Origin of the sequence: Saccharopolyspora sp. NPDC049357 (assembly GCF_040677225.1) — a bacterium.
In the GTDB taxonomy this organism is placed as follows: domain Bacteria; phylum Actinomycetota; class Actinomycetes; order Mycobacteriales; family Pseudonocardiaceae; genus Saccharopolyspora.
Genome location: NZ_JBFAQJ010000004.1, coordinates 167,041 through 190,757 on the forward strand (window position 1 = coordinate 167,041; position 23,717 = coordinate 190,757).

21 protein-coding genes and 4 pseudogenes are annotated in these 23,717 nt (G+C 65.3%); 7 read left to right on the forward strand and 18 right to left on the reverse strand.

What is annotated here, in order from left to right:
* Nucleotides 1–10: 10 nt before the first annotated feature.
* The 4 genes and pseudogenes from AB0J91_RS05385 to AB0J91_RS05400 form a co-directional block, all read left to right on the forward strand.
* Nucleotides 11–1,060 carry an L-idonate 5-dehydrogenase gene (locus tag AB0J91_RS05385; protein ID WP_363864378.1) on the forward strand — a complete coding sequence of 350 codons (1,050 nt, stop codon included), beginning with the start codon at nucleotides 11–13 and terminating at the stop codon, nucleotides 1,058–1,060.
* A 35-nt stretch (nucleotides 1,061–1,095) separates the two neighbouring features.
* On the forward strand, nucleotides 1,096–1,602 hold the full coding sequence (locus AB0J91_RS05390; protein ID WP_363864536.1) for a gluconokinase: 507 nt from the start codon (nucleotides 1,096–1,098) through the stop codon (nucleotides 1,600–1,602).
* On the forward strand, nucleotides 1,581–3,020 hold the full coding sequence (gndA, locus tag AB0J91_RS05395; RefSeq protein WP_363864380.1) for an NADP-dependent phosphogluconate dehydrogenase: 1,440 nt from the start codon (nucleotides 1,581–1,583) through the stop codon (nucleotides 3,018–3,020). Before AB0J91_RS05390 ends, gndA begins: the two co-directional genes overlap by 22 nt.
* Before the next feature lie 173 nt (nucleotides 3,021–3,193).
* Nucleotides 3,194–3,778 (forward strand): annotated as a pseudogene (locus tag AB0J91_RS05400) (ROK family protein); the annotation flags it as partial.
* A 104-nt stretch (nucleotides 3,779–3,882) separates the two neighbouring features.
* On the opposite strand, the gene AB0J91_RS05405 reads toward AB0J91_RS05400, so the two are convergent.
* The 3 genes from AB0J91_RS05405 to AB0J91_RS05415 form a co-directional block, all read right to left on the reverse strand.
* On the reverse strand, nucleotides 3,883–5,397 hold the full coding sequence (locus AB0J91_RS05405; protein WP_363864382.1) for an APC family permease: 1,515 nt from the start codon (nucleotides 5,395–5,397) through the stop codon (nucleotides 3,883–3,885).
* 243 nt (nucleotides 5,398–5,640) lie between these two features.
* Nucleotides 5,641–6,864 carry an acyl-CoA dehydrogenase family protein gene (locus tag AB0J91_RS05410; RefSeq protein ID WP_363864384.1) on the reverse strand — a complete coding sequence of 408 codons (1,224 nt, stop codon included), beginning with the start codon at nucleotides 6,862–6,864 and terminating at the stop codon, nucleotides 5,641–5,643.
* A gap of 135 nt (nucleotides 6,865–6,999) precedes the next feature.
* On the reverse strand, nucleotides 7,000–8,349 hold the full coding sequence (locus AB0J91_RS05415) for an FAD-dependent oxidoreductase (RefSeq protein WP_363864386.1): 1,350 nt from the start codon (nucleotides 8,347–8,349) through the stop codon (nucleotides 7,000–7,002).
* 104 nt (nucleotides 8,350–8,453) lie between these two features.
* On the opposite strand from AB0J91_RS05415, the gene AB0J91_RS05420 reads away from it, so the two are divergent.
* Nucleotides 8,454–9,098, forward strand: a complete 645-nt coding sequence (locus tag AB0J91_RS05420; RefSeq protein WP_363864388.1) for a TetR/AcrR family transcriptional regulator — start codon at nucleotides 8,454–8,456, stop codon at nucleotides 9,096–9,098.
* A gap of 249 nt (nucleotides 9,099–9,347) precedes the next feature.
* Here AB0J91_RS05420 and AB0J91_RS05425 read toward each other — a convergent pair whose 3' ends face one another.
* From AB0J91_RS05425 to AB0J91_RS05455, 7 genes are all read right to left on the reverse strand, one after another.
* Nucleotides 9,348–9,785 carry a nitrile hydratase accessory protein gene (locus AB0J91_RS05425; RefSeq protein ID WP_363864390.1) on the reverse strand — a complete coding sequence of 146 codons (438 nt, stop codon included), beginning with the start codon at nucleotides 9,783–9,785 and terminating at the stop codon, nucleotides 9,348–9,350.
* Entirely contained in the window at nucleotides 9,782–10,381 is a 600-nt protein-coding gene (gene nthA, locus AB0J91_RS05430; RefSeq protein WP_363864392.1) for a nitrile hydratase subunit alpha, read from the reverse strand. Before nthA ends, AB0J91_RS05425 begins: the two co-directional genes overlap by 4 nt.
* A gap of 12 nt (nucleotides 10,382–10,393) precedes the next feature.
* Nucleotides 10,394–11,083, reverse strand: a complete 690-nt coding sequence (gene nthB / locus AB0J91_RS05435; protein WP_363864394.1) for a nitrile hydratase subunit beta — start codon at nucleotides 11,081–11,083, stop codon at nucleotides 10,394–10,396.
* Entirely contained in the window at nucleotides 11,080–12,621 is a 1,542-nt protein-coding gene (locus tag AB0J91_RS05440) for an amidase (RefSeq protein WP_363864396.1), read from the reverse strand. Before AB0J91_RS05440 ends, nthB begins: the two co-directional genes overlap by 4 nt.
* Before the next feature lie 151 nt (nucleotides 12,622–12,772).
* Complete coding sequence (locus AB0J91_RS05445; RefSeq protein WP_363864538.1) at nucleotides 12,773–13,063, reverse strand: acyl-CoA dehydrogenase family protein; 291 nt, start codon at nucleotides 13,061–13,063, stop codon at nucleotides 12,773–12,775.
* Entirely contained in the window at nucleotides 12,984–13,211 is a 228-nt protein-coding gene (locus AB0J91_RS05450; protein ID WP_363864397.1) for an acyl-CoA dehydrogenase family protein, read from the reverse strand. The genes AB0J91_RS05445 and AB0J91_RS05450 overlap by 80 nt, the downstream gene beginning before the upstream one ends.
* A 666-nt stretch (nucleotides 13,212–13,877) precedes the next feature.
* Complete coding sequence (locus AB0J91_RS05455; RefSeq protein WP_363864399.1) at nucleotides 13,878–14,096, reverse strand: hypothetical protein; 219 nt, start codon at nucleotides 14,094–14,096, stop codon at nucleotides 13,878–13,880.
* Between the two features lie 74 nt (nucleotides 14,097–14,170).
* Here AB0J91_RS05455 and AB0J91_RS05460 point away from each other — a divergent pair.
* Nucleotides 14,171–14,293, forward strand: a pseudogene (locus AB0J91_RS05460) (helix-turn-helix domain-containing protein); the annotation flags it as partial.
* A gap of 149 nt (nucleotides 14,294–14,442) precedes the next feature.
* Here the strand turns inward: AB0J91_RS05460 and AB0J91_RS05465 are convergent.
* The gene (locus AB0J91_RS05465) at nucleotides 14,443–14,646 is read right to left on the reverse strand and encodes a hypothetical protein (protein ID WP_363864542.1); all 204 of its coding nucleotides are present in this window, start codon (nucleotides 14,644–14,646) and stop codon (nucleotides 14,443–14,445) included.
* A gap of 660 nt (nucleotides 14,647–15,306) precedes the next feature.
* Here AB0J91_RS05465 and AB0J91_RS05470 point away from each other — a divergent pair.
* The gene (locus tag AB0J91_RS05470) at nucleotides 15,307–16,878 is read left to right on the forward strand and encodes an AMP-binding protein (RefSeq protein ID WP_363864401.1); all 1,572 of its coding nucleotides are present in this window, start codon (nucleotides 15,307–15,309) and stop codon (nucleotides 16,876–16,878) included.
* A 368-nt stretch (nucleotides 16,879–17,246) separates the two neighbouring features.
* On the opposite strand, the gene AB0J91_RS05475 is transcribed toward AB0J91_RS05470, so the two are convergent.
* From AB0J91_RS05475 to AB0J91_RS05505, 7 genes and pseudogenes are all read right to left on the reverse strand, one after another.
* On the reverse strand, nucleotides 17,247–17,579 hold the full coding sequence (locus tag AB0J91_RS05475) for a hypothetical protein (RefSeq protein ID WP_363864403.1): 333 nt from the start codon (nucleotides 17,577–17,579) through the stop codon (nucleotides 17,247–17,249).
* 140 nt (nucleotides 17,580–17,719) lie between these two features.
* A pseudogene (locus AB0J91_RS05480) lies at nucleotides 17,720–17,988 on the reverse strand (SDR family NAD(P)-dependent oxidoreductase); the annotation flags it as partial.
* A 59-nt stretch (nucleotides 17,989–18,047) separates the two neighbouring features.
* The gene (locus AB0J91_RS05485; RefSeq protein ID WP_363864405.1) at nucleotides 18,048–19,265 is read right to left on the reverse strand and encodes an acetyl-CoA C-acetyltransferase; all 1,218 of its coding nucleotides are present in this window, start codon (nucleotides 19,263–19,265) and stop codon (nucleotides 18,048–18,050) included.
* 549 nt (nucleotides 19,266–19,814) lie between these two features.
* Nucleotides 19,815–20,355, reverse strand: a pseudogene (locus tag AB0J91_RS05490) (flavin reductase family protein).
* Between the two features lie 281 nt (nucleotides 20,356–20,636).
* A complete protein-coding gene (locus AB0J91_RS05495; RefSeq protein ID WP_363864407.1) occupies nucleotides 20,637–21,455 on the reverse strand; it encodes an enoyl-CoA hydratase/isomerase family protein in 819 nt (272 codons plus the stop codon).
* Nucleotides 21,456–21,501: 46 nt separating this feature from the next.
* On the reverse strand, nucleotides 21,502–22,071 hold the full coding sequence (locus AB0J91_RS05500) for an OsmC family protein (protein WP_363864409.1): 570 nt from the start codon (nucleotides 22,069–22,071) through the stop codon (nucleotides 21,502–21,504).
* Nucleotides 22,072–22,129: 58 nt separating this feature from the next.
* A complete protein-coding gene (locus AB0J91_RS05505; RefSeq protein ID WP_363864411.1) occupies nucleotides 22,130–23,530 on the reverse strand; it encodes an MFS transporter in 1,401 nt (466 codons plus the stop codon).
* Nucleotides 23,531–23,717 lie beyond the last annotated feature (187 nt).

Consider the following 23,717-nt stretch of genomic DNA (forward strand, 5'->3'; position numbering starts at 1 on the left):
AGGAGAGCACGTGACAACCAGCACCACCACCACTGCCGTTGTGGCCCACCGAGCCGGTGACCTACGGGTCGACGAGATCGAGGTCCGGTCACCGGAGCCCAGCGAGGCCGTCGTCGCGGTGGCCTACGGCGGCATCTGCGGATCCGACCTGCACTACTGGCAACACGGCGCCGTGGGCGAGTCGATCCTGCGCGCACCCATGATCCTCGGCCACGAGGTCGCCGGCACCGTCCTACGAGCCGCCGCCGACGGGACGGGACCGGCCGAAGGCACCCCGGTCACCGTCCACCCGGCCACCCACCAGCACACCAGTGTCCGGTTCCCGAAAGACCGCCCGAACCTCTCCCCCGGTGTCCGCTACCTCGGCTCCGCGGCACGCTTTCCCCACACCGAGGGTGCTTTCGCCGGCCAGGTCGTGCTGCCCGCCTCGATGCTCCGCGAACTGCCGGCTGGCCTCGACCTCCGCACCGCGGCACTGGCCGAACCCGCCGGAGTGGCTTGGCACGCTGTGTCCCAGGCAGGCGATCTCGGCGGCAGGCGCGTCCTGGTGATCGGCAGCGGCCCGATCGGGGCTCTGGTCATCGCCGTGGCCAAGCGAGCCGGCGCTGCGGAGATCGTGGCAGTCGACCTGCACGACAAACCACTCGACATCGCTGCCGCCGTCGGCGCAACGCGCACTCTGAAAGCGACCGACGCCGAAGCGATCGCCGCCGTCGACGCCGACGTGGTGATCGAGTCCTCCGGCAACCACCGAGGCCTGTCCTCCGCGATCCAGGGCGCCACCCGCGGCGGCACGGTGGTCATGGTCGGTCTCCTGCCCACCGGCGACCAACCCGTCCCGGTCTCGCTCGCCATCACCCGCGAACTCCACCTGGTCGGATCGTTCCGGTTCAACGACGAGATCGACGCGGTGATCGGCGCACTCGCCGACGGTTCGCTGGCCATCGATCCCATCGTCACCCACAGCTTCCCCGTCGGTGAAGCGCTGGAGGCGTTCACCACCGCCGCCGATGCCGGGGTGTCGGCCAAAGTCCTCCTCGCCTTCCCAGGCCAGGCATGACACGACGCAACTCCACACCACCGCTGTTGATCGTGATGGGCGTGTGCGGATGCGGCAAAAGCACCGTCGGATCCCGGCTCGCCCAGCAACTCGGCGTCGGGTTCATCGACGGCGACGATCTGCACCCACCCTCCAACGTGGCGAAGATGGCCAGCGGCACACCGCTCACCGACCTCGATCGGTGGCCGTGGCTGCGCGAGGTCGGCCGCACGCTACGCGAGCACACCTCCACCGGACTCGTCGTCGCCTGCTCCGCGCTCCGGCGCAGCTACCGCGACGCCATCCGAATGCACGCACCCGGCGCAATGTTCCTTCACCTCCACGGCGACCGCGACGTCATCGAATCCCGCATGGACGCCAGGCGCTCACACTTCATGCCGTCCTCACTGCTGACGAGCCAACTCGACACGCTCGAAAGCCTCGACAAGCACGAACCGGGTATCACCATCGACATCAACGCCCCTCTGAACGTGGTCGTCCACCACGCACTCCATGCGCTGTCCGAACGAGAAAGGTCCACATGTACACCCGCACAGCAATAGCCAACATCGGAGTCATCGGACTGGCGGTGATGGGCTCGAACCTGGCGCGCAACCTGGCCTCCCGCGACGGCAACACCGTCGCCATCCACAACCGCACCTACGCCCGCACCCAACAACTCATCACTGAGCATCCCGAGGCCGGTTTCATCGCCAGCGAGACGATCGACGAGTTCGTCGCATCGCTGGCCACGCCCCGTACCGCGATCATCATGGTGCAGGCCGGCGCCGGTACGGACGCGGTAATCGACCAGCTCCTCGACCGCTTCGAGCCCGGAGACATCATCGTCGACGGAGGCAACGCGAACTTCCACGACACCATCGCCCGGGAACAACGCATCGCCCCCACGGGAATCCACTTCGTCGGTACCGGAATCTCCGGCGGCGAGGAAGGCGCACTACGCGGCCCGTCCATCATGCCTGGCGGTTCACCCGAATCCTACGAAACCCTCGGACCGATCCTCGCCTCCATCGCAGCCGTCGCCGAAGGCGAACCCTGCGTCACCCACGTCGGCACTGACGGCGCCGGGCACTTCGTCAAGATGATCCACAACGGCATCGAGTACGCCGACATGCAGCTGATCTCCGAAGCATATGACCTGCTGCGCACCGTCGGCCGCCTCCAATCCGCGGCCATCGCCGACGTCTTCACCGACTGGAACGCTAGCCCCCTCGAGTCCTACCTGATCGAGATCACCGCCGAGGTGTTGCGCCAGGTCGACGCCACCACAGGCAAGGCGTTCGTCGACATCGTCCTCGACCAAGCCGGCTCCAAGGGCACCGGCGTCTGGACCGTGCAGAACGCCCTGGACCTCGGCGTCCCCGTCGGAAGCATCGCCGAGGCCGTGTTCGCCCGCGCGGTCTCCGGCAAATCCACGCAACGCGCGGCGGTGCAACGAACCATCACCTCACGCCCCGACGTGCAGGACGCCGATTCCTCCTTCGCCGATGACGTCGCCAAGGCGCTCTACGCGTCCAAAGTGGTTGCCTACGCGCAGGGATTCGACGCCATCGTCGCCGGCGCACAACAGTTCGGCTGGCACATTCGCAAGGATCAGATCGCCAAGATCTGGCGCGGCGGCTGCATCATCCGCGCGCAGTTCCTCAACCACATCGCCCAGGCCTACGACGACAACCCCGACATCACCACCCTGCTCGAAGCCCCTTACTTCGCCAAAGCCATCGCCGACGGCGAAGCCGCCTGGCGCCGAATCGTGTCAACCGCAGCCCTCTCCGGCGTCCCGATCCCCGGATTCAGCGCCGCACTGAGCTACTACGACTCACTCGCCGCCAAGCGCCTCCCCGCAGCGCTCGTGCAAGGCCAACGCGACTTCTTCGGCGCCCACACCTACAACCGCGTCGACACGCCCGGAACCTTCCACACCCGCTGGTCCAGCGACCGAACCGAAATCAAAGAGTGAACGGCTGCGAACACCGAAAACGAAACAACCCGATCACCACCTGATGCTCCTGCCACCAGCCCAATCAGCATCGAACTCCGTCGCGCCACAAGCCGCGTCGTGCTAGCACCAAGACCACCTCACGACCGCAATCCGCCCGCAACACGCACCAGACATGTCACACACGCAGCAACAGTCACCACCGGCTGCTGTTCGTCAAGGTCGGCGCCGGCATCGGCTCCGGCGTCGTCACAGCCGAGGGCACCGTGCTGCGCGGCGCCGACGGAGCCGCCGGCGACATCAACCACCTGCGCATCGCCCACGACAGCGAGGTCGTGTGCGCCTGCGGGCACACCGGATGCCTCGGCTCGGTCGCCTCCTACCGCGCCGTGCTCCACGACCTCGACATCCCGTTCACCGAGGACCCGCTACACGGCTCCCGGCAACTGGCCGAGCTCACCGCCAGCGGCGACCCCACCACACTGCGACGAATCCGCCGCGCCGCAACGCACCTCGGCGAAGCCGCGGCCCTGCTCATCCAGGTCCACAACCCCCGCACCCTCGTCCTCGGCGGACTGCTCGCCCAGCTCAACGACGAAGTGCTCTCCGGCGTCCGAGCCGCCGTCTACGACCGCGCCGCTCCCCTGTTCACCCGCAAACTCACCATCACCACCAGCACACTCAGCGACCGAGCGGGCGTCACCGGAGCCATCACCCTCGCCTTGGAGCGAGCCTTCAACCACGACGGCCTCAACAGACCGCTCTCCGGGACGCAGTGACCGCCCTCCGCACTTTCTGCCGAAGGACGGGCGGGCACGAGGCCACTCCCCAGTGCGAGCACCACCGGGCGCTCGGTGCGATCTAGAACGTCCGCAGCGCGCCCTTAATCGGCGGACCGACGGCGTTGCGAAGAGCTGTCATTGCGCCCCGTGGAGGCCGGCGGCGTGGAATCAGATCTGGCTGGGACGACCGCCGGTCGATCCGTGCTCCTGCGAATCGCTGAAACCACGGCACCGACCACGAGGCATGCCGTGATCGCAGCGCAGACCACGACACCGACGCTTCGGCCTCCAAGCAGGAGGGGCAAGTTGTTGATGGCGAGGTAAGCGACGCAGGACAACCCCGCCAGTGACAGGACAGGGGCGATCACAACCTTCCACACTGGCCCCCGGTCGCCACGTCGGCGGAAATAGACCACGACGGCCAGACTGGTCAGAGCCATAAGGATGATCACGCCAAGGGTCCCTGCCCCGGACAGCCAGGTGTAGATCTCGGCGACCGGATCCAGGCCCAGCACGGCGAGCGAACCGAGAACCGCGACGCAGACCGCCGTGACGACGGTGGAGGAGTTCGACGGAGCGTGATGCTTGGGGTTGACACGTCCGAGGCGATCAGGGAGCAGACCACCATGCGCCAGGTTGAACTGGTAGCGGGTCACCACGTTGTGGAAGGACAACAGGCAGGCAATCATGCTGGTGAGAAGCAGCACCTGGAAAACGTGCTGGAACGCCTGCCCCACGTAGGTGTGCGAGAGGCTGAGCATGAACCCGGCGGTGTTGGCCGTTGCCTCACCGACGACTTCATCGGTGCCGACTCCGACTGCCTGCGCCCAACTGGTGACTCCGTGGAGGAGGACGATGAGAAGGATCGCGCCATAGGTGGCTCGCGGGATCGTCCTGTCCGGATCGAATGCCTCGCTGCGGAACACGGCCGTAGCTTCGAAACCCACGAAGGCGAAGAAGGCGAACATCAGTCCGAGACCGGGTGCACCGTCGAACGCCTGGGAGACGTCCAAGGGTGCAGCTGAGAGACCGGACGCGCCCCCTCGGGCGATGATGGCCACGTCGACGGTCACGATCACGAGAATCTCCAGCACGAGCAGACCGCCGAGCACCTTGGCGCTCAAATCGACATCGCGATACCCAAGAGCCCCAACCAGTGCGATTGACATCAACGACAAGATCCACCACGGCGCCGAAACGCCCGCATATCCTTCGAGCAACACGGCGGCGAAGAAGCCGAAGTACGCGTAGATCGCAACGAGCAGCGCAACGTATGAGGCCAGCGCGAGAGTAGCCGCCGCAGCACCCGCTAAGCGCCCTAGCCCTGCTTGGATGTAGGTATAGAAGGCACCTGCATCGCGCACGTTGCGGCCCATCTGCGTGAACCCAACTGCGAATAAGCAGAGGATCACGCCTGCTCCGACAATGTAGAGTGGCGAGACCGGGTTTTCACTGGCCGCAAAGATGGTGGGGAGAACCACCGACGCAGCGCCCAGCGGCGCAACGGCGGCGACGACCATGAAGATGATCGAGGCGGTCCGGAGTGCGCGTGGTAGATGTGGGTGCTGACCGAGCGGATTGGTCCGTGCATTCGGTGATTCGCCTGGCATCGACATCTGCTTCTCTTTCCTGGTTCGCGATGACGGCAGTTCGTCGCGCGGGTCTGGAAACCTTGAGGGCAGGTTCAGAGGTCATAACAGTTGATGTCGGTCGATGCGGGTAAGTCAGTCTGGTTCTTCAGTTGTTCATGGCCGGCTCGAGACATTTGCTAGGAGAAAGCGAGCGCTCAGATCAACCCCGACTGAAGTGACGCTGGTTCGTCCAGGGTTACTGGAGCGTGTTCGAAACGCGGAACTTGGTCAAAGGCCCAGATCGCGACCAATGAGCTCTTTCATGATCTCGTTCGAACCGGCCCAGATCTTCGTGACGCGAGCGTCACGCCAGGCCCGGGCCGCGCGGTACTCGTTCATGAAGCCGTAGCCCCCGTGCAGTTGTACGCAGTGGTCGAGCACTTCGGACTGGGTTTGCGATGACCACCATTTCGCCTTGGCTGCCTCGATGGCCGTCAGCTCGCCCCTGCTGTGCGCAAGAACGCACTTGTCGACGTAAGCCTCGGCTACCTCGATCTGGGTAAACAGTTCGGCGAGCAGGAACTTGTTGTGCTGGAACGCGCCGATGTTCTGCCCGAACGCCCTGCGCTCCTTGGCGTACTGAAGCGTCTCGATCAGGATCTGCTTCGCATGGGAGACATTGGCGACGGCTGCTCCGAGCCGCTCCTGCGGCAGGTTCTGCATCATGTGGATGAAGCCCTTGTCGACCTCGCCGACCACCTCCGCATCGGTGACTCGTACTTCTTCGAAGAACAGCTCGGCCGTGTCGGATTCGTCCTGTCCCACCTTGTCGAGCTTGCGGCCTCGAGAGCATCCCTCCTTGCTCATCTCGATGGCGAAGAGGGTGATTCCACGAGCTCCCTTCTCCGGGGAGGTCCGAGCCGCCAGAAGCACCAGGTCTGCGGAGTAACCGTTGGTGATGAAGGTTTTAGATCCATTGATGACCCACCCATCACCGTCGCGCGTCGCCGTCGTCTTCAGCGCGGCGAGGTCGGATCCGCCGCCGGGTTCGGTCATTCCGATCGCGCAAAGAATCTCGCCTGAGGCGATTCCCGGCAACCAGCGCTTCTTCTGCTCATCGCTGGTGAGCGTGACCATGTACGGCGCCACGGTGTCAGCGTGGATCCCCCAACAGCTGACCAAGGCTGCGTTGACCTTCGCGAGCTCCTCGCCGACGACAGCGTTGAACCGGTAGTCCCGGGCCTCGCCGCCACCGTGCTCCTCCGGAATTTCCAATCCGAGCAGCCCCTGCTCCCCCGCTGCTAACCAGACTTCCCGGGAAATGGAACGATTCTCGGCGTACGTCTCGAGATTGGGGACCACCGATCGCTTGAGAAACTCGCGCACGGACTCCCGAAAGTCCTCGTGATCGTCGTTGTAGATGTCACGCCGCATGCGTTGTGCCTTTCGCGCTTGAAATTGCTCTTGGCCGCGGATGCTGACCTCCGACGGCGCGTTCGTCGTCTTTGCCACCTGGCCGCGGTACCTCCCGCCCAGGCCTACAACTGCATCGGGTGAATCGTTCACGTGAAGGCAGATCCGGGAGCCAGCCTGTGACCGGTCATGTGAGGATCGATGCGTCGCCGGCACGTCACCCGATTCTCGGGCTCATTCGAGCTGCGCGAGAACCTCTTCTGCCACACGATGACCAGAACGGACGGCCCCGTCCATGTAGCCGTTCCACACGTCCGAGGTCTCCGCACCTGCCCAGTGAAGTCGTCCAATGGGTTCGGCGAGTGCGGCACCGTACTGCGTCCACACGCCCGCACCCAAACGACCCCCGTAGCAGCCCCGCGTGTACTCCTCGTCCATCCAGTTCTGCTCGAGGTAGTCGAAGGGAAACGCAGCGTCGGACCCGAAGAGCTTCACCAAACTCCTCGCCACAACCGCACGACGCTCCTCGAGGCTCATGCGCACGGCTCTGCGGGCATGGGCGCCTTCGAAGAAGGCGACGAGCACACCGCAAGACCCATCCGGCGGGGAGGTGTCCAGGGTGACACTGACTTCATCGTCCAGGTTGAAAGCCAACCCACTCAGCCCCGCCTTCCGCCAGAAGGCGGTCTCATAGGCGACCTGCACTTTGATCACCGACCCCATCGGCATCTGTTGAGTGAGAGCGTCTCTGGATCCGGGTATCGCGGGTTCGTAGGTGAGTCGACCGGCCAGCGTCGGTGGCATCGCAACAATCACACGTTGCGCGGAGAACTGACCGCCATCGAAATGGACCCGGACCTCGTTCCCCACTTGTGAGATCTTCCGGACCGGACAGCTGAGGCGGACGGCGTCGGCGAGCCTGGCGGCCAGGCGTTCGGAGATCTGGTGGGCGCCGCCACGGACGCACATCTCCTGAGCGCCACCGGTGGTCCCCGTGAGCGTGCTCAGCATACCGCCCGATTTGATGTAGAACAGGAAGTGCAACAGCGACATCTCCGACGCCTCCGCCGAGAAAAGCGCGGGAACCTGCGTGGCCCAGAATTCCAGGGCTTCGGCGTTCTCGGTGTTGGCGCGCAGCCATTCGTCGAGGGTCCTGCGGTCCAACGCCTCCGCCTCCGGCGACAGCCAGGGAGATGACAGCGAGATCCTCTCGGCCAATGACTCCGCCGCCACCTGCAAGCGAACGACCTCGGAAGCCGCGTCCTCCGAAAGGCCGAGCTCCCGCCCGGTGTGCCGCGTCAGGACGCCCCGGTGGAGTGTGACGGCCGCGCCCTCGTCGTGCGTCCGATAGGTCTCCAGACCGAGATCTGTGACCAGCTTCAGCACCTCGGTCTGGGTCGGGCCGATCCACTGACCGCCCATGTCGACCGGAGTTCCATTGGAAAGTCGGCCACCGAAATTTCGTCCGGCCACGCGATCACGGGCCTCCAGTACCGTCACACCACGTCCCGCCGCATGCAGCGCCGTTGCCGCTGTCAGGCCCGCAAGTCCGGCTCCCACGATGATGACATCACGATCCGTCACCTTGCTCTCCCAAAAAATCGGTCGGTCGTCCGACTGACGGTAGTGCCACGTAACCTGTCCAGCAAGAGTTGGGCAGGGGAAGTTCTCGAACGAGGGGGGCCACGATGGCCTACGTCAAGGCAGCGGAACGTGAGGAACAGATCGTCGAGGCCGCGAGTCGAGTCCTTAGCCGAGAGGGCGTGCCGGGAACGACCCTCCGCGCAGTCGCTGCAGAGGCCGGCGTCCCGCTGGGCACCCTGCACTACGTCTTCCCGAGCAAGGACCAACTACTTCGCTCTGTCATCGCCGCCGTCATCCGCGACATCTCAGATGCCATGCGCGCCGAGGTCGAGCTCGATAAGGGGATGGAGCACGCCCTACGTCATGCCTGCACCAGCTTCTGGAACAAGCTGGTCGAAAGCGACATCAACCTCCAGGTCATGCAGTACGAGCTGACCACCTACTCCCTGCGGGCAGAGGGTCCGGGCGGGTTGGCCCAACTGCAGTACGAGCGCTACACCTCGCTCGTCACCGAGTTCTGCGAGCAGGCAGCACTGACCGCAGGGGAACGCTGCGAGATCGGTTTCGACACCCTCGGCCGGCTGACCGTAGCCGCAGTCGACGGCCTGATCCTGCAGTACGTCGCGAACCCTGACCATGACCGCGCGATGCACGACCTCAACTGTTCAATAGACATGATCACCAAGCTCGCCGACCCACAACCCTCCCCTGCTCGGCAATCATCGAGCCGCCGGGCCGCCCAGCGCTGAAAAGCGCACCGCGTCATCCTTCCCGCTGGTCCGCACACACGTGCACATGGTTGGTACTCGGAAGTGCGGTACTCCCGAGTGCCAACCGTCAGTCGTCCTCGCGTCGCCGAGTTGACGGTCCGCGTCAGTCCACCGGCCAAATCCTGGGCAATTCCAGAGCACTCGCGCGAGGGCACCAAGAACCATAGCCGGGCAGTCACTTCGCCGCGGACTTTGCAGCCGCGCGGCCCGCAACTTCCCTCGGAAAGTTCATGGTGGGTCCGAGGTCATGGTCGGCCTCGCCGGGTCTACGGCGACCGGCTCATAGTGCGGTTCGTGGTGATTGCCGTTCTTGGGAGTGTCGAAGACCTCGCACGTGCGGACGTCCACTGTGTCCTGATCGACCTTTCCTCTACCTCCCAGGACCGTCTCAAGTGCGTGGACCCAGTGCTGGTAGTAGGACCACGATGCGCCGGCGTCGTCGGCCGAGTCCTCCCACTTCCTGATGGATGCGATGAGTGCTTCCTGGAACTCAGGCCAGGCGTAACCACCCGCCTTGTGCGCCGCGACCACGAGAGCGAAGGCACGCAGTTCCCACGGCTCGCCGAAGGCGAGGTCGCCGGGCCGGCCGGGGAGGTCGCCGACCAGCTTTTCGAGGCTACGCCGCTGTTCTGCCGTCGACTCCGAGCGCGCCACGGGCGTCTTCACGAGATTGCCTTGACGGGAGCGACACCGATCATGGAGTCGCGGGTGACCAACGCGGCCAGCTGCTCCTCTGTCCATCCGTCGGTGCCCAGCGGACGCTGAGGCAGCACCCAATAGCGGATCTCCGAGCTGGAGTCCCAGACTCGGATCTCCTTGGTCTCCGGGATCTCGTACCCGAACTCCTCGGCCAGCACCTGTCGCGGCGCTCGGACCATGCGCGACCGGTACTGCGGCTCCTTGTACCAGTTGGGTGGCAGGCCCAGGACCGGCCACGGATAGCAGGAGCACAAGGTGCAGACGATGGCGTGGTGGACGTCGTCGGTGTCCTCGAGCACCACCATGTGCTCGCCCTGCGCCCCGCCGATGCCGAGCTCCGCGCACGCCGCTGTCGCGTCCTCGAGGAGCCGGGCCCTGAACTCCGCGTCGGTCCAGGCCTTGGCCACCACCTTCGCGCCGAGCTGCGGGCCGACTTCGTTCTCGTAAATGTCGACGTAGCGGTCGACCATCTCGGTGGTCAGCAGGCCCTGCTCGATGAGCAGAGACTCCAGGGCCTTCACCCGCGCCGCGATCTCCTCCGACGTGCGGTCAACTTCACTCAAGCTCTCGCTCCTTCACTCGCGCACCAGCTCGATGTACGGCTCCCAGACGTCGAAGGTCGAGGAGGTCCGCGGATCTGCATACTCCTCGCCCCACAGCTCGGCGCCGTCGAGCTGGATCGTGTACAGGTGCCGCGGGTCCTCGCCACGGTCGTTGCCGGCTGAGTCCGGGAACACAAACGAGCCCCGGTACGCCACCACGGTGCCCAACTTTCCGCGGACGTATCGAGCCATCCGCGTGTGTCCCAGGGGCGCGACGCCACGGACCCGGACGACATCTCCCACGTTGAAGCCGATCGGTGCGTCGGTCGGTCGCTGCGCCGGAGCACCGTGCTTCGAGGATGTCTCAACGACCTCGATCAGCTCCGGCTTCGGCTCGTGGCTCGGGAGCGGTGCGTCCGGGTTGTCCAGGAAGTACTGCGTGCGTCGGTCCAGCTCCTCGGGGTCGATGTGGCCCTTGGCGATCCCGTGATGCTCGAACGAATGGAGCCAGTGTTCGTAGTACGACGAGCTGAGATAGGCCGCCGGGTCCATGAGCTCGATGCCGTGCCGGAATGAGTCCAGGCCGAACCAGCCTCCAATCATGCAGGACAGCTGCATCGCGAAGACCGCCCGCTCCCAGTCATCGAAGAACGGCGGTTCCTCCGGGGTCGGGTCGATCCGCCCGAAGCCATCGGCTCCGCCTAGGTCGAACACTCCGTTCATGCGTCACCCTCCGATCGGTTTGGCCGTGGGAAGCCACCCACTTCTGCTTCGAAGGCGCGGGCCACGCGCAGCACGGTGGCATCCTCGAAGTTGCGCCCGACGATCATCATCCCGACCGGCAGGCCTCCGGCTATGCCTGCTGGCACCGAGCAGGCCGGGTGGCCCGTCACATCGAAGGCGGCGGTGTTGGCGAGCATCTCGGTACCTCGCGCGAGGACCTCGAGCACGCTCGCGCCCGGATCCGGAAGCGGGGTCGCGCGGATGGGAGAGGTCGGCATCACGAGCACGTCGTAATCGCGCAAGGCCGCGTCATAGGCGGCGGCAAGGGTACGTTCGAGATTCCGAGCCATGGCGTAGTAGCGGCCGTGGGCGCTGTTGCGGGCATGGCGCCCGGCGAGCATTGTCAGCTGGACGGACTCCGAGAAACCGGCGGGATCAGCCTGCCAGCGTGCACCGTAGTGGGCCATCAGCTCCGGGTCGTACCGGCCCTTCCAGCCGGAGCCGAACGTGTTGCCGTCGACGAGCTGCGAGAGCGCGCCTTCGAAGGCGATCACGCTGAACAGCGCTGGGGCGTTGCTGTGCCAGGGAACGGACACCTCCTCCGCGGCCATCCCGGCTGATCGAAGCCGTTCGATGGCAGCACGGACCGTCTCGTCGACCTCGGGCTCGGAGTTGACCTGGCCGAACCCCTCGACGACCACACCGACCCGCAGACCGGCCACCCCATCGCCGAGTCGGGCGGCGTAATCGGTCGCCTCTATCGAGGACGTCTGGCGCGGGTCGAGGCCATCGGCTCCGGCGAGCACCGTGAGCATCTGCGCGACGTCGGTGACTGTTCGCGCCGAGGGCCCGAGGTGGTCCAGGCTCAGCTCGACCGGCACCGCGCCCGTGTACGGCACGAGTCCCCATGTGGGCTTATGGCCGACCACACCGAGCCAGGCGGCTGGGATGCGGATGGAGCCGCCCTGGTCGCCCGACAGCGCCAGGTCGGCCTCGCCAGTCGCGACCAGCACACCGCTGCCGCTCGACGAGCCACCCGCCGAGCGGCTCGGATCCCACGGATTGCGCACTGGTCCGGTCTTGCTGGTGTGGGAGCCCGCTGACATGCAGAGGTCCTCGCACACCGACTTCCCGACGATCACCGCCCCAGCCGCCAGCAGCCGGGACACAACCGTCGCGTCCTCACGGGGGATGAAACCGTCAAGCATCGTCGAGCCGTCCATCAGCGGCACGCCAGCGACACTTGTGTTGTCCTTGATGACGACGCGCCGGCCGGCCAGCGGACCGTCGCTGCGCTCCTGGATCTCGGTCCTGACGAACCACGCCCCCCACGGGTTGTCGTTCTCGGAGGGACAGATCCACGTCCGGTTCGGCGGTGTCGGCGCATGCTCCGCGTAGAGAGCCTCAACGAGGTCCCATGCCGCCATCGAGTCGTCGGCCGCGACGCGGTAGTGCTCGAGGTCGGCCGGCGTAACCTCGAGACCGTAGCCTGCGGCGATCTGAGCAAGAGCCGACGCGGTGGGCCGCTCGATGGGCACGTGCACTCCTTCCCTCGTCCCGCTCGGATGTGTCGATGTTCACACGATCGCCGAGGCTGAGGAACAGACAGAACGCAGAGTTGGACGAGAAGCTTCTCGGAATCCGCAAGGTTTCGTCGTGGATCGATGCCGACCGGCTAGCAGGGCGGGGTCACAGGCCGAGATCGCGACCGATCAGCTCCTTCATGATCTCGTTCGAACCAGCCCAGATCTTGGTGACCCGAGCGTCCCGCCAGGCACGGGCCACCCGGTACTCGTTCATGAACCCGTATCCCCCGTGCAGCTGCACGCAGTGGTCAAGCACCTCCGATTGCGTCTGGGCAGCCCACCACTTGGCCTTCGCCGCATCGATGGCGGTGAGCTCACCACGCACGTGCGCCATCACGCACTTGTCGACGAACGCCTCCGCGACCTCGGTCTGGGTGACGAGCTCGGCCAGCAGGAACTTGTTGTGCTTGGAAGGATCCGACCTGCTGCCCGAACGCCTGACGCGCCTTGGTGTAGTCCAGCGTCTCAGTCAGGATCTGCTTGGCGTGCGCGACGTTGCAGATGGCTGATCCGAGCCGTTCCTGCGGGAGCCACTGCATCATGTGGATGAAGCCCTGGTCGAGGCCTAGGAGGCCCTCCTCGCCGGCCGCGAGTCACATCTCGCGCGGGAAAAGCCCGATTCGCCGCGTAGGAGTCCAGGTTGGGGATGACCGAACGCTTGAGGAATTCCCGAACAGACTGCCGGAAGTCCTCGTGGTCACTGTCGTAGATCTCGCGTCTCATGTAGGCACTGCCTTACCTTGCGTTCTTGGCTTTGCCTTGCACCGAGGGCCCGGTGGCGGAAGGAGCACCGCGCCCTTCCTGCTCAGCGGACGATCCGGACCATCTTCCGGTTGAGGAACTCCTCGATCCAGGCCCAATTCTCGGCCGAACCCGGAGCGCGTGGCGCTCCCGCAGGACTCAGCTCCCGGTCGTGAAATGTAGGAACCGAGCCCGTAGTCGGTGTCGTTGGCGACTCGAACGACCGCAATTCCGAAGTGATAGTGCACTCTCAATATAGGTGTGGAGGCGAGCAGCGGCAAGAGTCTCGCGAGGTTTGTCGGACGACCTGCGCGGTCGACGGGCCCTGGGGCACCGGCGGGACAGGGTTGAGCCGCTAACGTTCTCGAGAGCGGAGGGCGCGCACCACGGTCGCCGACGGCGTCACCGAACGCTGGGAGCAGGCGTCGAAAAGGACCAATGTGGAGCCCCCCGGCGAACCCGATCCCTCATGACTCACCACCGAGTCGATTGTCGCCGAACAGTTGCCAACGCGGGACACCCAGCTCCATACGTCCAACGCAGCCGGTTGCGCGACAGCGGGGCAATGGAAGTCGATGTTCGCTCTGAACAACCACGGTCGAGGTCGGTTCGAGATCCAACTCGGCCATCAGCGCGATGCGCGCCTCCTGCAGGTGCGGTGACAGGTCGGCGAAGCGGACGGACACAGGATAATGGTGGGCCCGCATAACCAGGGTCGGATCGAGAGAAAGCGTCCCAGAAGCAGGAGGCCACGGCCCGGATGCTTGCCGCAGCGCGCGAACTGATGTGGGACCGCGGCTACGACGCCGTGACGACAAAGGAGATCGCTGCCCGTGATGACGTCGGGGAGGCGACGCTCTTCCGCTATTTCCCGTCGAAGCTGGACCTGTTCTTGATGATCTACGGCGAGGAGTTCCAGCGGGTCATCGATGCGTGCGCCGAGCAGGAAGGCCAGAACCACGCGTCTCGATCGCCGGACGCCGAGACGTACGTCGACCGCATCCTGGCGAGCTACCGAATGTTCGCCGATCTCTACGCCAGGTCCCGGACCTGGCTTTCACATTCGTCAAGGAATCGTTCGGCGCCCACACTGACGTGGGCCAAAGCGGCCTGGCGTATGCCAATCGTTGATTCGAACTGCTCGAAGAGATCGTCGCGCAGGCTCAAGCAGCGCGGGTTCTCGCCGGCATCGACCCAGCGATCGTCGTACAGAACTGCCATGCCCTCGACGTCCACGAGGTGCTCCGCTCCCATGCGCGCGGCCTTCCGTCGGCCAAGTTGCCCGAACGACTCACGCACCGGCTGGAGGCGCTCCTGCGTCCGCTGCAGATCCTGCGCAAGGGCAAGTGGCGCGAGCAGTTGGCTTCGATCTGATCCATCCGGCCACGGGTGCACGCGATCGATGACTCGGGCTCCGCCGTTGATCGGCTTCCGGATCAACCACGGTGGCCGCCCACTCGCGCAGCCCGCCCTCCGGGATGACTGGCGGACAGCCGTCTGTTCCCCGGCTCCGCGATGTACTCGCGCAGAGTCTCGCCCTCATTTTCCTTCCACACTCGGCCACGCTTCTGCAGTTCGGGGATTGCGGTGTCAACGAATGCCTCGATGTCGTGTGGCGTGACTGCGTAGGACAGATTTGATCCCGTCAAGGTCGCCTTCGTCGATCCAACGCTCGATCTCATCGGCGACGTCGTTCTCGGCGCTGCCGAGAGAACGGGCTCGAATCCCCCGACGCCCATGTCGAGCTCTGGTGCCCCGCCGCGGTCATGTTGAAGGCATTGAGGGCGATGCGCTTGCTCACACCTGGCCTCCGAACTGTAGAGAGTTTACACTTCGATCGAAGTGTACTCTCCACGTCTTAGGATGTGGGAAACCATGCGACGGAGGCGAGTCCACATGGTCAACGCGGTGCAGAACATCTGGCGGCATGCTGACGCGATTCCCGACCACATCGCGCTGCGAGATGAACGTCGGTCGTGGAGCTATGGCGAGCTTCGGGCATGCGTCCGCAGCGCTTCGGAGGAACTCTCCGCGCGCGGGGTGACCCGGGGTGACCGCGTTCTCATTGTGCTGCCGACGAGCGCGGAGTTCGTCTTCGTGTATCACGGCGTGCTTGCCATCGGCGCCGTCGCGGTCACGGTCAACACACAGTGCGCACCGCGCGAGATCAACTACTTCCACAGCGACGCCGACTGCGTGTTGGCAGTCGGCTGTCCTGACACCCGTGACGCACTCCTTGCATCGCAGTCACCCAACAGCCGGCCCACATGGATCGTGGAACCCGACTCCCTCACGCCGTATGGGGCATTGTCAGACGACGGCGTCCCCTACGCCGACGCCGAGCAGAGTGAAGCGGCCGTCCTGCTCTATACGTCGGGAACCACGGGAAGCCCGAAGGGCGCTGTACTGACCCATGGGAACTTGCTCTCCTGTGGCGCATCTCTGTCGAAGGTCCAAGAGATCAGTCCGGGCGACCACGTGGGTACCGCGCTGCCGCTCTTCCATGTCTTCGGTCAGGCGTCCGTCATGGCCTCCGTCCAGCACGTCGGCGCAAGTCTCTCTCTCCTGCGGCGATTCGACGCCGTGCGCATGCTCGAACTCGCAGTTGCGCACCAACTGACCACGATGGCCGGCGTCCCCACCATGTGGAACGAGATGCTGCAGGCGGATACCTCAGTCACAGCCGACGATCTTCCGGATCTCCGGTACTTCCTCACCGGCGGAGCACCACTCCCCCATGCGGTGCGAAGGGAGTTCGAGTCTCGGTTCAGGGCACGCGTCATCGACGGTTACGGCTTGAGCGAGACCACCGGAGCCGCCACCTGCCAGTCCCTGGCGGAGGAGCCGAAGGAAGGCAGCGTCGGCCGCGCTGTTCCCGGCTGCCAGATCGCCATTCTCGGGCCAGATCACCAGACGCTGCCCGCTGGCGACATCGGTGAAGTCGCGGTCCAAGGTCCCAACGTTATGCGCGAGTACTGGAACCGACCCGACGCGACGGCCAGCATCCGTACCGGTCCCTGGTTCCTCACGGGTGACCTCGGCCGCATGGACGACGACGGGGACTTGTGGATCGTCGGGCGACTCAAGGAATTAATCATCCGCGGGGGCTACAACGTCTACCCCCCGGAGATCGAGGGCATCCTTTATCACCACCCAACCGTATTGGAGTGTGCGGTCATCGGCATCCCAGACGAGCGACTGGGCGAGGAGGTCGCCGCCGTCCTGGTCCGGCAGCCGGGACAAGACCTCGATGTCGCCGAGGTGCGGGCCTGGCTGGGTGAACGACTGGCCGCCTACAAGGTCCCGCGCGTGTACCACGTATGCGACGCTCTGCCGAAGGGTTCGACCGGCAAGATTCTCAAGCGCGACATCGATGTCGATGAGGTCGTCGAGCATGGCATCCGCGCACAGCACCGGACAGGCGCGCAGATGGTGTCCACTCGAGACGATAGGTTCTCCGCGACCTGAGCGGCAGTTGAGTTCGACGCCAAGTGCGGAGAAGGGGTGTGTCACAAGTAGTGGAGGCGTGAGAGCGCGACACGGTCAGCGGGTCGGCTGGCCAGGATCTCTCCGTCGATAGTCACGGTCCCCGTGATCGCACCGACCTCCACCGATCCGGTTCTCCCGTGCCGGACCATGCTGTCGAGGCCGACGTTGCGCGTCCCCTGGACCGCGATGCGAGCCCTGCGTGTGAGCATCGCGTCGCCAATGGCGAACCCAGCCTGACCCACGTAGTGCACGGAGAGTTCCGCCGTGGCAAACCCGTGGCCGCCGAAATGGGGCCATGACAGGTGCTTACGCCCGCGCGACGGAGGCGTTGTGGGCACCGCTGACCCTCAGGCCGGGAATCCGGATTCAGGACCATGGACGGCGTGGTGCCGAACCGGGCCAGCGGGACCAGAGCACGAGGTCGGCACGAAGTTCGGTGCGATTCGGCCGACATCGTGGCTCAGAGCGTGTGCAATGGCCTGGTTTGTGGTGAGCTTCGCGCGGTAACGCATGACGCGGTCGTTGTCATTGCGCTCGTGTTCCAGGCCGCGTTCCGTCTTCATCGTTCCGGCGAGCGCGAAGGTTCGACGAACCGTTTTCACCAGACCTGCCTTGCCGAGCGCATCGGAGGAGGTGATGGGGATGACACCGATATCGTAAAGCACATTCTCGCCCGCCATGGTGCCAGCGCGGACCCGTGAGGCCGACCGCCGCTGCACGGCTCCTGAGTCTAGCCCTGGTGGTCCCCGGTTACTTCCACAAACAAGATTTGCTCTTGCGTCACGACATGCGAGCCGGAGTACCCGAGGTGGGTCTCGACCGTCATTTCGACGAAGCCCGGAGCCACCGCATTCACGGTGACGCCGAACTTTCCCAGGTTCGAGTGCCAGGGTCTTGGTAAATCCCCGCAAACCCGCCTTGGCGGCGCAATAGTTCGCTTTCCCATAGTTGCCCAATGCGGACGCGCTAGACAGATTCACGATTTGGCCGAATTTCGAGGCGACCATGTGCCCTCACCGCCCTGCTCATCAGGAACGCCCCGCGCGGGGGCACCTCCATGACGTTGCCCCAGTCGGTCAGGCTGCGCCGATTCCTGGGGCAGCTCCCGTCACGATGGCCCGCGGGGCTCCCGGTGAGTTGCGACGGCATCACGAGAGGCGTTCCAGAACCATCGCCATGCCCTGACCGCCGCCGACGCACATGGTCTCGAGCCCGAACTGCTTGTCGTACCACTGCAGCGAGTTGATCAAGGTGGTGGTGATCCGTGCTCCGGTCATGCCGAACGGATGGCCGACCGCGATCGCACCACCGTTGACGTTGAGGCGGTCCTCCTCGATCCTGAGCTCGCGTGCGGAGGCGAGAACCTGTGCCGCGAATGCCTCGTTGATCTCGACCAGGTCGATGTCACCGATGCTCAGGCCGGCCAGTTCCAGGGCGCGCTGCGAAGCTTCGACCGGCCCCAGTCCCATGATCTCGGGCGAGAGCCCGCTGATGCCGGTGCTGACGATCCGAGCCAAGGGCGTGAGACCGAGTTCCCCAGCCTTGACGTCCGACATGATCACCAACGCCGCCGCACCATCGTTGAGCGGGCAGCAGTTGCCAGCGGTGACCGTCCCGTCCGGCCTGAAGACAGGATTCAGGGCCGAGACGCTGTCCAGCGTCACGCCGGCCCGCGGACCGTCGTCGGCGCTGACCACCGTGCCGACGGGAAGGTTCACCGGGGTAATCTCACGAGCCCAGAATCCGCTTGCAGCGGCCTTCTCTGCCAGATTCTGGCTCCGCACGGCGAAGGCATCCTGATCGGCGCGGCTGACTCCCTTCGTTTGTGCCACATTCTCCGCCGTCTGCCCCATGGCGATGTAGACGTCCGGCAGGTCCCCCGCCATCCTCGGATCCGACCACGTCTGCCCACCGTCCGCGAACTTCTCCGTGCGCGCCTGAGCCTCGGAGAACAGCGGGTTTTCGGTGCCGGGAGGGCCATCCGCGCCCCCATTCGTGTAGCGGCTCACCGTCTCGACGCCCCCGGAAATGAACACGTGGCCCTCGCCCGATCGAATCGCGTGCAGCGCCATCCGGGTGGTCTGCAGGCTCGCCGAGCAGTACCGGTTCACCGTCACGCCAGGCAGGTGGTCCATTCCGGCGAGGACGGCGACGGTCCGTCCGATGTTGCAGCCCGCCTCCCCGGCCGGCTGCCCCACGCCCAGCATCAGGTCCTCGACGTCTCGGCGATCCAGCTCGGGGACCTTCGCAAGAGCCGCCTCGACCATCTGTCTGGTCAGGTCGTCGGGACGCATCTCCTTCAGCGATCCCTTGCCGGCGCGGCCGATCGGCGAACGGGCGGTGGCGACGATGACGGCTTCTGGCATTTTTGTACTCCTTAGATCTCTTGGACCGGGGCGACTGCCCACGGCTCGCTCCGTTGTGCGCCACTTCCGCGGCAATGATCACTCGCGTCTCCGCCGGGTCGAGCGCTATGCGACCTCCGCGACGACGCGTGACTCCGCAGCGGCAGCTCGAACAAGAGCCGCCGCGCGCTGGTGAACCTCGCCTGGTGCCGTCAGGTACGACCTCCCCCCACAAAGACAGCATGTAGGCGATGCGGCCATCCGGACCGGAGACCGGGACGCTGAGCGAGCACAGTTCGACGTCACCATCGGGGCCATCCGGCCGGTTGTAGCCCGGAAGTGCGGAGAAGAACGCTTCGCGCAGCTCCTCCAGTGACGTGCCGGGGTCGCCGGCGTTGATCCGTGTCGCCACCGACTCGAGATGGGCTCCCTCACGGTGGCCCACGCCATGGCATAGCCCCGCTGGCGAACCAGCGCTGGCACGCGCCGGAGGGCCGCGAGCTCGTCTGCATCCGCTGCGAGCACCAGCTCGTACCCAATGAGAGCGATCGCGGTCACCTCAGTGTCCAACTACGCGGCCAGGAGCTCCGTCTGCGGGCGGGTCAGGTCGATCAGGCCGAGGTGTGCGAGCAGATCCGAATCACCCGAAGCCAACGACGACGGACTAAACGAACCGTAGCCACCAGAAAAGAACAGCAATGGTTGGCCGGGCGAACCGAAATCGAGTTCGACCACCCGACCCACGACGATGTCGTGTTCCCCACCGTCGTAGATCTGCTCGGTAACGCAGTCGATCCACACCACCGCGCCCTCCAGCACCGGATTCCCACCCGGAGAGCGGTGCCACTCGACGCCGCCGAACCTGTCGTTCTTCTGCATGGCCACGACACGACACAGCTCCCCCCTGGTCCGCACGGAGCACATTGATACAGAAACGATCACCGGTCGCCCGGAGAGCAGCCTGCGATGAGGAGATTTTGCTCGGCAGGAAAAACACCAGCGGAGGGTCGAGCGACACCGACGGGAACGAACCGACGGTCATGCCGATCGGCTCACCAGCGGCATCCAACGCTGTCACGACGACCACCCCTGTGAAGTACTGGCCCAACACCTCTCGGAAGCGTCACGCCTCGATCCGGGATCCTGTGGTCCCCGTCCGATATCTAACCCTGCTCCTCAGCCCGCATCATTCGCGTCAGTTCACTTTGTTTGAAAGCCTACTCTCATAGAGAGCATCGCGGAGGCGCCCACGCAAGTGCCCGCGGTCGGCTGGCACTGCCTCGACCTTCCCGCTGACACGCAACACACGTGCGCGCTGCCGGTGCTCGGGAGGGCAGGACTCCCGAGCACCGGCGGCCAGTCGTGCTCGCGTCGCCGAGCTGACGGTCCGCGTCAGTCCACAGCGGCGTAGCGCGCGTCTCGCCACGCGAGTGCCGCTCGAAGCCCCTCGGCCGCGACGAGTTCGGTGAACTCGGCACGCTCCGGTGTGTACGCGGAATTGAGAACTGCGGCGATGTCGTGGTTGGCCATGACAGCGTCGCGCAGTCCCATCGCCTCGTAGGCCCGGGTGATCGCACGCTTGGTGTAGCGCAGGATGGGCAGTGGCGTCAGTGCGATCTTCTCGGCGAGCTGCTCCACCGTCCTCTCAAGCTCGTCCGGAGAAACCACTCGGTTGACCAGCCCGAGCTCCAAGGCACGCTTCGCGTCGACGACGTCGCCCGTGTAGAGGAGCTCGTTGGTGGCCTTCTGCCCGAGCAGGAACGGCATCAGGAGCGTGACCGGGCCTGACCCGAAACGAATCTCGGGCTCGCCGAACTGCGCGTCGTCGCTGGCGACGAGTAAGTCGCAGGCCATCGCCAGCTCGCAGCCACCCGCCAGGCACCAGCCGGAGATCGCACCGATGACGGGCTTGCCCAAGCCCCAGACCTTCATCGTCAAACCGATGTTGTTGGCCAAGCCGGCGTGCCACTGCTCGGCGGTGGAGACGCCCATGCTGACTTCCTGGGCGATGTCGTAGCCGACGCTGAAGGCCTGCTCCCCGCCCCGCAGGACCACGGCCCTGACGGCGTCGTCGTGCTCGGCTTCGTCGAGCGCGTCCGAAAGTTCGCTCATGACCTCGACGGACAACGCGTTGAGCTTCTTCGGACGGTCGATCGTCAACCAGGCGATGGGACCACGAATTTCGCTGCGCACGAACTCTGCACTGGTCATGCTGCTCCTTCAGTTCGGGTGTTTGTGATCGGCTTGTCCCGTGGGCTCATCCCTGGCCCAGGACGGTGCGGACGCGCACCTCGTTGGCGAGGGTGTCCCGGATCGGCGAGCGCTGCTGAACAACATCGGTCAACTCCTGCAGGCCCTCCCGGGAAGTGTTCGGGGACTCGGCGTGCACCGTCACGCGAATCTCCTGCGCACCCGGACGGACCGACTTGTCGAGGCCGAGGAAACCCTGCAGGTCGAAATCGACCTCCATGTCCAGCCGCAGGGATGAGAGCTCAATGCCCCGGGCTGCGGCATTGGCGGCGAAGGTCACCGCGTAGCACCCGGCCAGGGCCTGCAGCACGTACTCCCCGGGGCTAGCAGCCGTGTCGGTGCCCAGCAAGGCGGCGGGCTCGTCGGATTCCAGCGTGTAGCGCGCAGTGCGCGCCTCGACCTGGGTTCCGGCCTGGCGGACTTCGCCAGTGGTGGCGACCTGGCGACAGCCTCGCTCCCAGTTCGTTCCCAGGGTGAAGGTGACCTCGGCCAACTCGGGCTGCCGGCGCACGGCATCGAGTGTGGCGGTCAGCGCATCGCAGTCGATGCCGTTGATGGTGTTCGCAGTCTCGGTCACGTGAATCTCCTGTCGGTGTGCGTTATCAAACCCGGTGCCAGGCACTGCAACGGGGCGGTCAGGCCTTGGTCGAGGCCGGTCCTGCTGCTCCAAGGGGCGCTTCGGTTCCCGAGTGAGCGACGAGGGTGCGGCGGAAGGTTTCGGGCGCGAGGTAAGCGCAGATGCCGGTGATCGCGCTGAGAACGACGAAGTAGGCGACGACCAGCCAGGGTCGGCCCCCGTTGAGCGCCAGCAGGCTGGTCGCGATCAGCGGGGCGAAACCACCCGAGACGACGGACCCGAACTGGTACCCCATGGACGCGCCGCTGTAGCGGACACCGGTGGAGAACATCTCGGTGAAGAACGCCGCCTGAGGACCGTACATCGCGTCGTGGAAGAGGTTCACGCCGACGACCATCCCGATGACGATGAGAAGCCCGTTACCGGTGTCGGCGAGCAGGAAGAACGGCGCCACGAACAGGGCACTGGCAACAGTGCCGAACAAGTAGAGCGGGCGTCGCCCGTACTTGTCGGACAGATGGGCCCACAGCGGAACCGAAACCAGGCCGATCGCGGACGCGATGAGCACCGACTGCAGGCCGACGTTCGAGTCAGTTCCGACAGTCCGTGCGATGTAGGCGATGCCGAAGGTGGTGTAGAGGTAGTAGACCGCGTTCTGCGACAGCCGCATGCCCGCGGTCAGCCAGATCGCACGGCGCTCGTTCTTGACGACGTCCACCAGCGGACGTTCCGAAACCGCGCTGTCGTGCTTCATCTTCGCGAACGAGTCTGGTTCGACCAGGCGAGCGCGGATGAGGAATCCGACGATGATCAGGAGACCGCTTGCCAGGAAGGGGATTCGCCAACCCCAGGCGAGGAACTCCTGTGGGCTCAAAGAAGTTTTCGCGAGGGTGAATGCACCTACCGCGAGCAGCATGCCGCCCGAAACTCCGATCTGGGTGAAGCTGCCGTAGAGCCCGCGGCGGTGGGCCGGTGCGGTCTCCACGGACATCAAGGCAGCGCCGCCCCATTCGGCGCCCACACCGAACCCTTGGACGAGACGCAGCGCGACGAGCATGAGCGGCGCCGCGAGACCGGCCTGGCCGTATGTGGGCAGGACGCCGACCAAGGCTGTGCCGACACCCATGACGATCAGCGACGTGACCAGCATGGCTTTCCGCCCGATGCGGTCTCCGACGTGGCCGCCGACGAGCGCACCGACAGGGCGAGCGAGGAATCCGACGGCGTAGGTGCCAAAAGCAGCGATGAGCCCGATCGCTGGAGAAACGTCGGGGAAGAACAGCGGGCTGAATACCAGCGCCGCAGCAGTGCCGTAGAGGAAGAAGTCGTACCACTCGATGGTGGTACCGACGAAACTGCCGATCGCCACCATTCTCACGGAGTTGGTGCGCCGCGTCATTGCTTGCGCCATGATCAAACACCGTTCTGATTCATAGGAAGGGCACGTAGATCTGCCCAAGTTTCACAATCGTGGCCTCGGAGACTGTCGTTTCGCCTCACGAGCGCGCCCGGAGCCAGGCAAGGCGGCCCGGGCACCCTGGCCCTATCCGGCGGCATTGCCGCGTGTCATGAAGTGGGCTTGAGCACTATGAAATCAAGAGCCAACCGGCGACTCAATGAGGAACTTCCAACAGCGCTGTGCATTC